This window comes from Corallococcus sp. CA053C (assembly GCF_003611675.1).
Taxonomy (GTDB): domain Bacteria; phylum Myxococcota; class Myxococcia; order Myxococcales; family Myxococcaceae; genus Corallococcus.
On sequence record NZ_RAWA01000248.1, the window covers coordinates 1 to 14,063 of the forward strand.

Sequence of the window (14,063 nt, forward strand, 5' to 3'; positions counted from 1 at the left end):
CCCCACAGCGCCATCTTCATACGAACGTTCGTGCTATTTTCCGCCATGATGAGGTCCTCCTCGAAGGACACGGCAACAAGAAGTCAGGAAGTGGGGGTGCGCGCGGCGGTGAGGAGCGCGTCGAAGGCCCGGCGGGCTCGCGCCTCGGCCTGGGGGTCTCGCATCAGCCGCTTCGCGTGGTGGAAGCCCAGCATCACCGCGTACTGATCATGGGCGAACTGCTCCACGTCCAACCCCGCGCGGAAGTGCTTCTCCGCCACCGCGATGCGCGCGGCCTGGGCCAGGCAGTCCAGCCAGTCCCGCTGCCCCTGCACCAGCGTGTCACGCGCGGGCCCGGGCACGTCGTCCAGCTCCGCCGCCGCCGCCACGAAGATGCAGCCGCCCTCGAGGATCTTGTCCCGGTCCCACGTCAGCCAGCCGTCGAAGAGCGCCCGCACGCGGGGCTCGCCCCGGGGCCTGCTGAGCGCCGGGCGGATGACGCGCTCGGTGAAGACGGCCGTGGCCGCCTCCAACACCTGCACCTGGAGCTCCGTCTTGGACTTGAAGTGCGCGAACAGGCCGCTCTTGGAGAGCCCCAGCTCCTCCGCCAGCCCCCCGATGCTCAGCCCCTGAAGGCCCACCCGGCTCGCCAGCCGGACGGCCGTCTCCAGGATGGTCTGATGGGTGAGCTCGCCCTTACGCATGCCCCATTCATAGAACGGTCGTGCTTTTTCTGCAACTCCTCGTCGATTCCCCCGTGTCCGGGTCCAGGAGTCGAAGAAACCCGATGGCCCGAACAACGCGTTCGCCGAACTCCGCGTCCTGCTCGTCGGCACCGATGCCACCGGGGCCCCGAAGGCGCGCCAGGTCGTGATCCGACCGACGGACATCCTCGCCGATGGGAACTGCGCCTTCCGCGCCATGGCCCGGCATCTCCGGTTGCCCCAGGATCAGGCGGCCCACCAGACGACCCGAACCGCCACGATCACGTTCATGCGAGGCCACCCCGAGCTCTGGGCGCCCACCGACCCGACGGACGACGGACGCCACTTCAATGCGGCCTACTTCAACCGGATGGCGGGCGCCGCGCAGAACGCCGGGGAAGTGGATCGCTGGGCCGGATATGCGGAGCTCATCGCCCTTGCGCACGTCTATCATTGCCGGCTCATTGTCCGTGGCACGACCTACACCCACGATTTCGACCGTCGCGCGAACGCTGGCAGCCCGACATACGAGATCTTCCACGAGCGGGGAAATCACTATCAGGTGGTCGTCGGCCCGGCTCCGGCGCTGGCGGCGGCCGCCGCGCCGTCCAGCACCCTGTTGTCCGCGTCCGGTGCGCCACCGCCGCCGTCCGCCACCGGGTTGTAGGGGCCTTCGCCGAGGCACACGGTGGGGCGGCGACCTCGGAGCCCTCGCGCTTGCGCAGCGGAGCCTCCCCCGAGGGGGCCGGGGGCTTGGGCTTCCTGGCGGCTGCTGGTAAAGCCTCCGGTTCGATGCTCGACCCCCCGGGTGCGAGCGCTCGCACCCGGCGTGTGTACGGCGCCGGCCGGAGGCCTCTTGCTGCCCGCCCTCGTCCACCAGCGCGTCGAACGACGCGCGACCGAACTTCCCTCCCATGTCGCGGTGAGCCACGGAGACGCGTTCCTCACCCTGGGCGCGCTGAACGCGCAGGCGAACCAGCTCGCGCACGCGTTGCTCGCGAGGGGCGCCGGGCCGGACTCCCTCATCGGAGTCTGCCTCCCGCGAAGCGTGGAGCTCGTGGTGGCCGTCCTGGGTGTGCTCAAGGCGGGCGCGGCCTGGCTCCCGCTGGATCCCTCCTCACCGCCCGAGCGCCTGCGATCCATGACGGCTTCCGCGAGAGCGATGGCTGTCATTGGCACGGGGCCGGCCGTGGAGCGGCTCGCGCAGGGTGGCATCCCGGTCCTCGCGCCTTCGGAGCAGGAGCTCGCGTCGTTCCCGGCCGTGAATCCAAACATCGGCGTCCTGCCGGACCACCTCGCCTATGTCATCCACACCTCGGGCTCCACCGGGCGGCCCAAGGGCGTGATGATCAGCCACGGCGCCCTGTCCGCCTTCACCGCGTCCCACTGCGACACGTTCGCGCTGTCGCCCACGGACCGCGTGGGGGTGATGGCCTCGCAGGGTTTCGATGCGTTCGTCATGTCGCTCCTGCCGTCGCTGGCCGCGGGCGCGCGGCTGGAGCTGCCGGTGGACGAGGAGACGCGCCTGTCGCCCCGGAAGTCCCAGGAGTGGCTGCTGGCGCGGGGCATCACCTTCGTCTTCCTCCCCACCCCGCTCGCCGAGCGCGTGCTCCCGCTTCCCTGGCCGGAAGCCTGCGCCCTGCGCCTGATGCTCACCGGTGGAGACCGGCTGCACCTGCGTCCCAGGCCCGGGCTGCCCTTCCAGTTGGTGAATGGCTATGGCCCCGCGGAGTGCACCATCTACTGCACCTCGGACGTGGTGCCTCCCGGTGGCGAAGCGCTGCCGTCCATCGGTCGTCCCATCGCTGGCGCGGAGGTCCACCTGCTCGACGCGGACCTGCGGCCCGTGGGTGCTGGGGAGACAGGGGAGCTCTTCATCGGAGGCCCGGGCCTGGCTCGCGGGTACGTGGGCGCACCGGACCTCACCGCGTCGCGCTTCATCCCCCACCCCTTCTCGCGCACCGGCGGCGAGCGCCTGTACCGCACGGGGGACCTCGGACGTGCATCGCCGGACGGGTCGCTCGAGTTCCTCGGCCGCATCGACTCGCAGGTGAAGGTGCGGGGCATCCGCGTCGAGCCCGCGGAGATCACCGCCGCGCTGCTCACCCATCCACACGTGGGTGCCGCGCACGTCATGGCGCGGAGCACCGACGCCCAGGAGCCGGCCGGAGACGTCTCCTTCGTCGCGTACTTCGCGCCTCGGGACCCGCGCGCGGTGCCTGGGACGGAGCAGCTTCGCGAACACCTCCGGGCCTGGCTCCCCGAGGCCATGATGCCCCGGACGTTCGTCGTGATGGACGCGCTTCCGCTCGGCCCCACGGGCAAGGTGGATCCCCACGCGCTCCCTGTTGCCCATGCGTCCCGGAGCCGTGTGTACGTCGCGCCCCGCACGGAGCTGGAGCGCACGCTCGCGCGCGTGTGGCAGGAGGAGCTGCGCCTGGAGCAGGTGGGCCTCCATGACGACTTCTTCGAGCTGGGCGGCCACTCCCTCCTCGCCACGCAGATCACCACGCGCATCGAGGACGCGCTGCGCCTCCCCTTGTCATTGAGGGAGCTCTTCGCGCACCCTCGCATCGACTCGCTCGCGGCGCTGCTGGAGTCTCGGCGGGCTGTTCCCGCGAAGGACGTGCTGCCGCCCGTGGTCCGCGCCGTCGGCGTCGAACGGGCGCCGCTCTCCGTGCAGCAGGAGCAGGTCTGGTTCCTCCAGAAGCTGTCCCCCGACAGCATCTCCTATCAAGCGCAGACGACGCTCCGCGTGCTGGGCGGGCTGGACCTCGCGGTGCTCGAGCGTGCCCTGACGGAGCTCACCCGGCGCCACGAGTTGCTGCGGACCATCTACGAGGAGGTCGACGGTCGACCGTGGCAGCGCGTCCTGCCGGTGACGCCGGTGCGTGTTCCGTTGCTCGACCTGAGCGGACTGCCGGTGGACCAGCGGGAGCGCCAGCGCGAGGAGGCCATCCGCGAGGAGCTGCGACAGCCCCTCTCCCTCTTCGCGCCGCCGCTGTTCCGTTGGAGCGCCCTCCGTCTGGCACCGGACGAGCACGAGCTGGTCCTCGTCGAGCACCACGTCGTCCACGACGGGGTGTCCTTCTCCGTGCTGATGCGGGAGCTGGACGCGCTCTACAACGCCTACCTGCGGGGTGAAGCCTCGCCGCTGCTGGAGCCAGCGGTGCAGTACCGCGACTTCGCCGTGTGGCAGCGCGCGACGCTCGACTCCCCCGCTATGAAGGCCCAGCTCGCCTTCTGGCGTGAGCGGCTGGCCGGCGCTCCCGAGGTGTTGCCATTGAGCACCGACCGTCCTCGGCCGCGTGTGCAGGGTTCCCATGGCGACCTGATCCGGTTGGAGTTGCCCCCGGCCCTGCCCGGTGCCCTGCGTGCCTTCTGCCAGCGGGAGGGCGTCACCCTCTTCAACGCCCTCTTCGCTGCCTTCACCACGCTGCTGCACCGCTACACCGGGGAGCAGGACCTGTGCATCGGCTCGGCCTTCGCCGCGAGGGCCGGCATCCGGAACATCGAGAATGTCATTGGCATGTTCGTCAACGCCGTCGTCCTGCGGTGTGACGTCTCCGGTGCGCCATCGTTCCGGGACCTCGTCCGGCAGGTACGTGACGTCACCGCCGCGGCGGCGGAGCACCAGACCTATCCCTTCCTCAAGCTGGTCGAGTCCCTGGGCGTGAAGCGCGATCCCAGTCGGAACCCGCTCGTCCAGGCGATGTTCAGCTTCCACGATTCGGCCGTGACCAGTCCCCGGCTGGGTGACGCCGCGTGCACCATCTTCGAGCGGGGCAACGGCTCCTCGAAGGTGGACCTGGACGTCGTCGCCATTCCGCATGCCGGCCGGCACCTGGGCGACAAGACGCGCGGGGATGCCCGCATCTCGCTCATCTGGGAATACAACCGGGACCTCTTCGACCGCGCGACAATGGAGCGGATGTCCGCGCACTTCCTGCGGCTGCTCGAGGCCGCGGTGGCAAGCCCTGACACTCCGGTGTCGCGTCTGCCAATGCTCGCGGACTCCGAGCGGCAGGCCCTCCTGTTGGGACGCAATCCCTCCGCCATGTCTGGCGTTGAGCCTCCAGTGCATCAGCAGGTGCTGGAGCAGGCGCTGCGGACACCTGACGCGGTGGCCGTGCGCGACGAGGCGGGGGCGCTCACCTACGCGGAGCTGATCCGGCGTGCGACGCTCCTGGCCGAACACCTCCACCCGCAGGGCGCGTCCGCGGTCGTCGGCGTCTGCGTGCCTCGCGGTGCCGATCTCGTGGTGGCCGAATTGGGCGTGATGCTGGCCGGAGCCGCGTTCCTGCCGTTGGATCCGGAGCATCCCGCCGAACGGCTCGCGCTGCTCCTCGCCGATGCCAGCGTCCGCACGGTGATCACCACGGGAGCGCTCCGTGAGCGGCTCCCCGCCACGCTGGAGCGGCCATGCGTCGAGGACTTCCGCCGCCCCGGCACGCCGCGCGGTGACCTCCCCGCCGACGCGCGGCCCGGCCAGCTGGCCTATGTCATGTACACCTCCGGCTCCACCGGGCGGCCCAAGGGGGTGATGGTGGAACACGGTTCGCTCTCCCACCTCGTCGGGTGGCACCGGCGCGCCTTCGGCCTGGACGCGAACAGCCGCACCACGCTGCTCTACTCACCTGCCTTCGACCCATCCGCCGCGGAGCTCTGGCCAGCGCTGACAGCGGGCGCGACACTGCATGTCCCCGGACAGGACGTGCGCCTGTCTCCGGAGCGGCTCCAGGCGTGGCTCCTCTCCGAACGGATCACCTTCACGGACCTGCCCACCGCGCTCGCCGAGCGGATGCTGGCCCTTCCCTGGCCCGCGTCGTGCGCGCTGCGCACCGTGCTCGCGGGCGGAGACCGACTCCTCACCCGTCCGGTGCCTGGGCTGCCCTGGCGGCTGTTCAACCAGTACGGCCCCACGGAGACCACCGTGACGGCCACCTCCGGTGAAGTGCTCCCCGCCGGACCGGATGCGGCGCTGCCTGCCATTGGCCAGCCCATCGACGGGGCCACGGCATACGTGCTGGATGCGGAGCTGCAACCCGTGCCCGCAGGGGTCGCGGGAGCGCTGTACGTCGGCGGCGCAGGGGTAGCGCGGGGCTATCTCAACCGCCCGGACCTCACCGCCGCGAGCTTCATTCCGGATCCGTTCTCCGCACGCCCCGGCGCGCGCCTGTACCGCACAGGGGACCGCGTGCGCTCCCGACCGGAGGGGGCGCTCGAGTTCCTGGGGCGCATGGACGCGCAGCTCAAGCTTCGCGGCTTCCGGGTGGAACCCGCGGAGGTCTCCGCGGCGCTGCGCACGTTCCCGGGACTCGCCGAGGCCCACGTCCGTGCCTGGAGCGCCCCGGGCGGTGAGCCGCGGCTCGTGGGCTACCTCGTCCCCCGGGCGGGTCAGGCCATGCCGTCCCCGGCGCGGCTGCGCGAGCACCTCGCCCGCGAGCTGCCGGCCTACATGATTCCCTCCGCCTACGTGGAGCTGGCGGCGCTGCCGCTCACCCATGGCGGCAAGGTAGATGCGCGCGCACTGCCCGAGCCGCCCACCGTGACGTCCGCGCCCCAGGCTCCGCTCGCGAATGAGCTGGAGCGACAGGTCGCCGGCCTCTGGTGCGAGACGCTGCGCCTGGAGCGCGTGGGCGCGGAGGACAACTTCTTCGACCTCGGCGGACACTCCCTGTTGCTGGCGCAGGTGCAGCATCTGTTGAAGGGCCGCCTGGGCCACGATGTGCCCATGGTGAAGCTGTTCGAGTTCCCCACCGTCCGGACACTCGCCGGGCATCTCCAGGGTCAGGGCGATGGCGGACAGGCCGCCGCCGCGCAGGAGCAACGCCAGGAGCAGCGGCAGAGCGGACGCGCGCGCCTTCAGGGCCGCCGGGGACGGCTCGGGTCGGACAGCCCCCGGGAGGACGGGGAATGAGCTCCTCATTCGAACCGGACGAGGAGGACCGCTCCGCGCACGTCGCGGTGGTGGGCCTCGCGTGCCGTCTTCCCGGCGCCGCCAACGCCGTGGAGTTCTGGTCCAACCTCGCCGGCGGCGTGGAATCCATCACCTTCTTCGGCCCGGACGGACGCCCCTCCGAGCAGCCGCTGGGAGAGAGTGCCGTGGGCGAGGAGGTGCCTGCCTTTGGGCTGGTGGCGGACGCCGACCGGTTCGACGCGGCGGCCTTCGGTTGCTCGCCCTTGGAAGCCCTGATGTTGGATCCGCAGCAGCGCGTGTTCCTGGAGTGCGCACGCGAGGCGCTGGAGGACGCCGGGTATGATCCCGCGCGCTACCGCGGCGCCATCGGGCTCTACGCCGGAGGAAGCGAGACCTCCTATCTGGCCACGCTTCGCGCCCGGCGGGAGCTGCTCGCGGGTGCCAGCGATTGGCAGCTCCGGCTGGCCACGGGCATGGACTTCCTCACCAGCCGGGTGGCCTACAAGCTCGGTCTGCGGGGCCCCGCCGTCACCGTGCAGACGGCCTGCTCCACGTCCCTGGTCGCCATCCACCTGGCCGCCCAGGCGCTGCTCGCGGGGGACTGCGACATCGCCCTGGCCGGTGGCGCGTCCGTGCATGCGCCGCCCCGCTTCGGCCACTACAGCGAGGGCGGGCCGCTGTCCCCGGACGGTCGCTGCCGTGCCTTCGACGCGCGTGCGCAGGGCACCGTGGGCAGCAACGGCGTGGGGCTCGTGGTGCTCAAGCGCTTCGCGGATGCCGTGGCGGACGGGGACACGATTCGCGCCGTCCTCCGGGGCTCCGCCATCAACAACGACGCCGCCGGGAAGATTGGCTTTACCGCGCCGAGCGTGGAGGGACAGGCCAGCGTCATCGAGACGGCCTTGCGCGTCGCCGGGGTGGAGCCCGAGAGCATCACCTCCATCGAGGCGCACGGCACCGGCACACGGATGGGAGACCCCATCGAGCTCGCCGCGCTGACGAAGGCGTTCGGCACCGAAGCGCGGCACTTCTGCTGGCTGGGTTCGGTGAAGACCAACATCGGCCACACGGATGCGGCGGCGGGCGTGGCGGGCTTCATCAAGACGGTCCTCGCGCTGGAGCACCGGCAGCTGCCGCCAAGCCTGAACTTCGAGCAGCCCAATCCAGAGATCGACTTCGAGCACAGCCCGTTCCGCGTGAATACACAGCTGCGGGACTGGGACACCGGTGGCCTTCCCCGGCGCGCAGGCGTCAGCTCCCTGGGCATCGGTGGGACCAATGCCCACGCCGTGCTGGAGGAGGCGCCCGCACTTCCCGCGCCCGAGCGTTCTCGCACTCCACAGCTCCTGGTGCTGTCGGCCCACGGCCCCGCCGCGCTGACCCGGGCCGTGGACCGGCTCGGTCGCCACCTTCGCGAGCATCCGGAAGTGCCCCTGGAGGACGTCGCCTGGACGCTCCAGGTGGGACGTCCAGCGCATGCGCACCGTGCGTTCGCCGTAGGCCAGGACGCCCCCGAGATCCTCCGCGCACTGGCGGAGCAGGAGGGCACTCCATGCGATGCGCACTTGGAGCCTGGAGAACGCCCGGTGGTGTTCATGTTCCCGGGCCATGGGGGTCAACACGTGGGCATGGGCCGGGAGCTGTATGCCACTCAGCCTGCCTTCCGAGAGGCCGTGGACGAGTGCCGCGCGCACCTCACACCCGTCCTGGGGTTCGACCTGCGGACGGTGCTCCATCCCGAGCCGTCGGATGCCGTCGCGATTGAACAGGCCTCCGCGCGGATGGGGGAGTTCATCACCGGCCAGCTGTCTGTCTTTGTCATCGAGTACGCCGTGGCGCGGCTGTGGAAGCGCTGGGGTGTGAAGCCCGCCGCGGTGGTGGGACACAGCCTGGGGGCCTATGCCGCGGCCACGGTGGCTGGCGTTTTCTTTCTGGCGGATGCCCTGCATCTGGTCCTGGAGCGCTCGCGCATCCTCGCGAGCCTGCCCGCGGGAGCCATGCTGGCCGTGCCGCTGCCTGAGTCCGTACTCCTGCCGCTGCTCCAGGATGGGCTCTCCCTGGCGGCCGTGAATGGGCCCGCGCAGTGCACGGTTTCGGGACCGGTGTTGGAGGTCGAAGAACTCCAGACACGGCTGACGGCGCGCGGCGTGGAGTCGCGCCTGCTGCGCATCCCTGGCGCCGGACACTCGCCGCTCGTCGAACCCTCGCTGGCCGCGTTCACCGCCTGCGTCGAGCGCGTCGAGCGACGGCCGCCGCAACTGCCGTGGATCTCCGACCTCACCGGCGCCGCCGTCACCGCGGAGCAGGCCGTGGACCCGGCCTACTGGGCCGCGCACCTGCGCCACACCGTGCGCTTCGGTGATGCGCTGGGGACACTGCTCGCGGGCCCAGCCAGTGTCTTCGTGGAGGTGGGCCCTGGACGGACCCTGGCGACGTTGGCGCGCCAGCACCCCGACGCGGGCGCGCACCTCACGGTGGCCACCCTCCCCCACCCCGCGGACACCACGTCCGAGCTGATCACCGCGCTCAACGCGGCCGGGCGCCTGTGGGCGTCGGGCGTGCCGCTGTCATGGCTGGGATTGCACGGGGGTGCGAAGCGGCGACGGGTGCCCCTGCCGACCTACCCCTTCGAGCGTCAGCGCTATCTGGTGGAAGCACCGGACACGCCCGTGACGGCGCACGGAAGCGAGCCGCGACTGTCCGGCGATACGAGCCCCGAGGCTCCTGCAGTCGTGGAAGAGCTGCCCGAGGACCTGACGGTGCGTCGCATCGCCACGGCCTTCGCGGAGGTCCTGGGGCTGCCCCGGGTCGGCCTCCACGACAACTTCTTCGAGCTGGGAGGCGACTCGCTGATGGCAGCGCAGCTCATCGCGCGGCTGCGCCCGCATGTCGCCACACCGCTAAAGGTCAAGACTCTCTTCCGCGCTCCCACCGTGACCCGGCTGGCCCGCTTCGTCACGGAAGCGTTGTCAGCCAATGCCGCATCGTCCGCCGTCAGTCCTTCCCCAGGTCCCTCCTCGACATGACGACGCCCCTGCCCTCCGCATGGCTTGCCTGCCGCCTGCGGCGCCCGGAAGCCCCCGTGCGCCTCTTCTGCTTCCCCCACAGCGGCGGCTCGGTGGGCGAGTACGTGCGATGGGCGGACGCGCTCCCGGACATCGAGGTGTGGGGCGTGCAGCTTCCCGGCCGTGGCGCGCGCGCGGAGGAGACACCCTTCACCCGGATGCGCGAGCTGGTGGACACCCTGGTGGCCAAGGTGGACTTCGGGACCTCGTTCGCGTTCTTCGGACACAGCCTGGGGGCGCTCGTGGCCTTCGAGACAGCCTGTCGCCTGCGCGACCTGGGCCGTACGCCGCCGGGCTGGCTGTTCGTGTCCGCCGCCCCTGCCCCGCAGCTCCCTTTGCGCGGCATCCCCGCGAGCCACCTGGACGACGACGGATTGATCACCGCGCTCGAATCCAGCTACGGCGAGCTGGCCGTGGAGATGCGGGAGGACTCGGAGCTGCGCGAGCTGCTCCTGCCGGGCCTGCGCGCGGACCTGGCGCTCGTGGAGTCCTACCGGCATGAGCCGCACGCGCCCCTGGCCTGCGCGATGACCGTCACGGGCGGCACGCAGGACGACCTGACGCGCGAGGAGCTGGAGTCGTGGCGCGTCCACACCACCGGCCCCTTCGACTTCCACCTGCTGCCCGGCGGCCACTTCTACCTGCGGGAGCAGAAGGAACCCCTCCTGCACCTCCTCCACACCGTCTCCAGAAGGGACCTGAAGCCATGAGCCAGCCCCTGCATCCCGCCACCCGCGCCCGCGAGGGCTTCCTGGGCCAGCTCTTCGCGGGGAAGCTCCGCTGGGACCTCGTCCGCGCGTTCCCCGAGCAGGACCCGGAGGAGCGACAGGCGGGCGATGCTGTCATCGCGGAGGTCGAACGGTTCCTGAAGGAGCACGTCGACGCGGACGAGGTGGAGCGCACGGGGCGCCTCTCACCAGCGCTCATCGAAGCGCTGCGCGCGCAGGGCTACTACAAGCTGCCGGTGGAAAAGGAGCTGGGCGGCCGGGGGCTCTCCCTGCTGAACACCTTCCGCGTCATTGAAGCCGTGATGAGCCGTTGCCTCCCGGTGGGCTACACGCTGGCCATCCACAGTGGCCTCGGCGCGGGCGCCATCATCGAGGCAGTGCAGTCCGGTCCGCTCAAGGACTACGTCCGCTCCCGCGTCGCCGACGGGGCCATCTCCGGCTGGGCCGACACCGAGCCCACCGGTGCCTCCGCGCGGCGTGCGTCCACCACCGCCACGCCCACGGAAGACGGCACGGCCTATGTCTTGAACGGGGAGAAGGTCTACATCGGCAACGGCTCCATCGCGGACCTCCTGAACGTCACCGCGACGCTCTGCGAGGACGGCAGGGAGCAGATCAGCCTCTTCTTCGTGGAGACGACGAGCCCCGGCTTCCGCGTCCGCGCCGAGCACGGGCTGATGGGCCTGCGCGGGCTGCCCATCGCCGCGCTGAGCTTCGACAACGTGCGGGTGCCGAAGGAGCGCATGCTGGCGATGGCGCAGGAGCACTGGCGCAACACGCCGCTGCTGGAGCCACTCAGCGCCCTGGGCCGCATGTACATCATCGTGGCGGCGTCCCTGGCACTCTCCAAGCAGTGCCTCCAGTGGTCGCGCGAGTTCCTCCACCGGCGACTCGCCCAGGGGCGCGTGCTCGGCGACTTCGAGGAGATCCAGCGACAGGTCTCCGCCACCGCGGCCGAGGTCTTCGCCCTGGAGAGCGTGGCCCGGTGGAGCCTCACGGGCGTGACGGTGGACACCCTGCCCGTGCGCTGGTTCGAACAGGTGGCGGCCAAGAACATCGCGTCCCTCGCATGCGCGCGCATCGCGGACCGGACCCTGTCGCTGCTCGCCGCCGAGGGCTACGAGACGGCCGCGAGCAAGGCGGCCCGGGGCGCGGTGCCCGTGCCGCTGGAGCGCGTCCTGCGCGACGCCAGGGCCTTCCGCGTGGCGGGCGGCGTGGACTTCCTCGTGGACCACAAGGCCGCCCGGGAGGGCCTCTTCTCACTCTACTATCCGTCGCCCGCGCAGGCCGCGGAACAGGCGTCTCCCCCCGCGCCGCTGCCGGTGGAGGAGCACCTGTCGGAGCGCAACCGGGAGCACCTCCAGCACACCGCTCGGGAGGTGCACAGGCTGGCCCGGAAGTGCCAGGAGTTGTCGCGCCGCTACCCGGACGCAAGCGTGCTCTACGCGCGCCAGCGGACGCTCATCCTGCTGAACCAGGTCTGCAACGAGCTGTTCACCCAATCCGTCACGCTGGCCCACGCCGCGGCCCTGGCCGAGCGAGGGCAGCCCCACGCGGGCGACCTGGCGGACGTCTACTGCACCGCCGCGCGCTACCGCGTGGAAGACCTCTGGCGGCAGCTCGATGCCGACACCGAGCCCGACTTCGCGGGGGTGAGCGCCCGCTGGTTGTCCGGGAGCGAGCTCGATTTCCTGCTGTGCGACGTGCTCACCCGGCCTTGAAGTTCAGGGCGCGGCAGGAGGCAGGTGGACCTCGGGGGGAGCGTCCTTCGGCACCCGCTCGAGGAGGCTGTATTGCGGGATCCGGGCCTGTCCAACCAGCACCTTGCGCACGACGCCGGACTGCCTCAACTCCAGGCTCTTCACCACCCAGTACAGCGCGAAGGCCAGGATGCCGGCCGTTTCAATGAAGAAGACATAGGACTTGGGCGTCCCCCAGAAGGTGTTCATCAGGAACGCCGTGATGGGCGAGACGAGCATCACGATGGAAGTCAGCTCGTACGTCTTGCGGTACCCCGCGCGGCTCCTCTCATCCGGCAGGTGCACCAGGGTATCCAACGAACGGAACCACATCACATACGCCAGGCACAGGAACATGGCGACCGCGCAGAAGCCGTGCAGGGAGAACCTGCCGCACTCCTCCTGGCAGTTCCACTGCATGGGGAAGACCGCGACACCCACGGCAAGCACCGCCGCCAGATTCAACGCCGCGTTCTCCTCGAAGCTGAAACCCTTGTACAGGTAGAGGAGCGCGGCCACGCCGAGCAGGCCACCGACGAACCAGGCCCGGGCCGGCGGATACATTTCACCCGGACCCTGCGCCCAGTAGTACGCGCTGATCGAATCCTGCAACCCGATGCCGTGCAGCCGCCCCACGCCATACACCACCAGGGGAATCAGCACAGCGGCGGCAGCGATGAAGAAGCGGAGGTTCAGGTAGGTGCTGAGGATGTGCTCCTGCAGTTTGTCATTGTCCATCGCGGCCCCCCGGGCACGAACGCAAGATCCAGGATGAACTCACGATACACCCCTTGAGGCTCACGGCACCGCGGCAGGGCAGGCAGGCGCCGCGTCATTGCGCTGGATGACGCCTTCCTTCATCACGAAGAAGACCTTCTGGGTGGCGCGGATGTCCTGGAGTGGATTGCCGGGCACGGCGACGACGTCCGCCAGCTTCCCCGGCTCCAGCGTCCCCAGCCGGTCCGACACGCCGAGCAGCTCCGCCGCGTACACCGTGCCAGCGCGCAGCGCCTCGGCGGGCGGCAGGCCGGCCTGCACCAGCAGCGCGAACTCCTCCGCGTTGCGTCCGTGCGCGAACACACCCGAGTCGGTGCCCAGGGCGATGCGCACCCCCAGGGCAATCGCCTTGCGCAGCACCTGTTCACGCCGCTGGTCCACCGTGTGGAGCTTGGCGACGGTGTCCGGCGGCAGCTTGCCCTGGTCCGCCAGCTCCTTCGCGCCGAAGAAGGCGAGGACCGTGGGCACGTACCAGGTGCCCTTGCGCTTCATCAGCGCCAGGGCCTCGTCGTCCAGCAGGGTGCCGTGTTCGATGGAGTCCACGCCCGCGCGGATGGCGCGCTTCGCCCCTTCCGCGCCATGGGCATGCGCGGCCACCTTGCGCCGGTGCGCATGCGCCTCGTCCACCACCGCGTCCAGCTCCGCCTGGGTGAACTGCGGCGCGTCCGGCTCCGCGTTGAAGCTCATCACTCCGCCCGTGGCGCAGACCTTGATGAGATCCGCGCCGTACTTGAGGGTCTCGCGCACGCGCGCGCGCAGCGCGTCCGGGCCATCCGCCACGCCGGGACTCGCGTCGTGGGCCATCAGCCCCTTGCGCCACGAGTTGCCGTAATCACAGTGCCCGCCCGTGGAGCTGAGGCTGGACGTCGCAGCGAGGATGCGCGGCCCCACCACGTTGCCGCGTGCGATGGCATTGCGCAGGCCCACGTCGATGAAGTCCTCGGCGCCCAGGTTCCGCACCGTGGTGAAGCCCGCCAGCAATGTGACGCGGGCCCAGGGCAGCGTGTCGAGCGTCTGTTCGGGAATCGTGCGCTGGAAGCTGTCGATGACGTCCTTGCGCCAGTCGGCTCCGGGCTCCACGGTCAGGTGCGTGTGCGCGTCCATGAAGCCCGGCAGCAGCGTGGCGTCCCCCAGCTCCACCACCGTGGCAC

Annotated in this window: 8 protein-coding genes; 5 read left to right on the forward strand and 3 right to left on the reverse strand. The window is 70.7% G+C overall.

Features of this window, described 5'->3' with window-relative positions:
* Positions 1–83 precede the first annotated feature (83 nt).
* Positions 84–683 carry a TetR/AcrR family transcriptional regulator gene (locus tag D7V97_RS27560; RefSeq protein ID WP_120613618.1) on the reverse strand — a complete coding sequence of 200 codons (600 nt, stop codon included), beginning with the start codon at positions 681–683 and terminating at the stop codon, positions 84–86.
* A 166-nt stretch (positions 684–849) separates the two neighbouring features.
* On the opposite strand from D7V97_RS27560, the gene D7V97_RS27565 reads away from it, so the two are divergent.
* The 5 genes from D7V97_RS27565 (at position 850) to D7V97_RS27585 (ending at position 12,117) form a co-directional block, all read left to right on the forward strand.
* On the forward strand, positions 850–1,350 hold the full coding sequence (locus D7V97_RS27565) for an OTU domain-containing protein (RefSeq protein ID WP_120613619.1): 501 nt from the start codon (positions 850–852) through the stop codon (positions 1,348–1,350).
* A gap of 189 nt (positions 1,351–1,539) precedes the next feature.
* Positions 1,540–6,603 carry a non-ribosomal peptide synthetase gene (locus D7V97_RS27570; RefSeq protein WP_158623468.1) on the forward strand — a complete coding sequence of 1,688 codons (5,064 nt, stop codon included), beginning with the start codon at positions 1,540–1,542 and terminating at the stop codon, positions 6,601–6,603.
* Positions 6,600–9,629, forward strand: coding sequence for a type I polyketide synthase (locus D7V97_RS27575; RefSeq protein ID WP_120613621.1), 3,030 nt, complete (start codon positions 6,600–6,602; stop codon positions 9,627–9,629). Before D7V97_RS27570 ends, D7V97_RS27575 begins: the two co-directional genes overlap by 4 nt.
* Entirely contained in the window at positions 9,626–10,378 is a 753-nt protein-coding gene (locus D7V97_RS27580; protein WP_120613622.1) for a thioesterase II family protein, read from the forward strand. The genes D7V97_RS27575 and D7V97_RS27580 overlap by 4 nt, the downstream gene beginning before the upstream one ends.
* Positions 10,375–12,117, forward strand: a complete 1,743-nt coding sequence (locus tag D7V97_RS27585; protein ID WP_120613623.1) for an acyl-CoA dehydrogenase family protein — start codon at positions 10,375–10,377, stop codon at positions 12,115–12,117. The genes D7V97_RS27580 and D7V97_RS27585 overlap by 4 nt, the downstream gene beginning before the upstream one ends.
* A 3-nt stretch (positions 12,118–12,120) precedes the next feature.
* On the opposite strand, the gene D7V97_RS27590 is transcribed toward D7V97_RS27585, so the two are convergent.
* A complete protein-coding gene (locus D7V97_RS27590; protein ID WP_120613624.1) occupies positions 12,121–12,873 on the reverse strand; it encodes a hypothetical protein in 753 nt (250 codons plus the stop codon).
* 60 nt (positions 12,874–12,933) lie between these two features.
* On the reverse strand, positions 12,934–14,063 hold a 1,130-nt coding region (locus tag D7V97_RS27595; protein ID WP_147444999.1), incomplete at its 5' end, for an amidohydrolase family protein.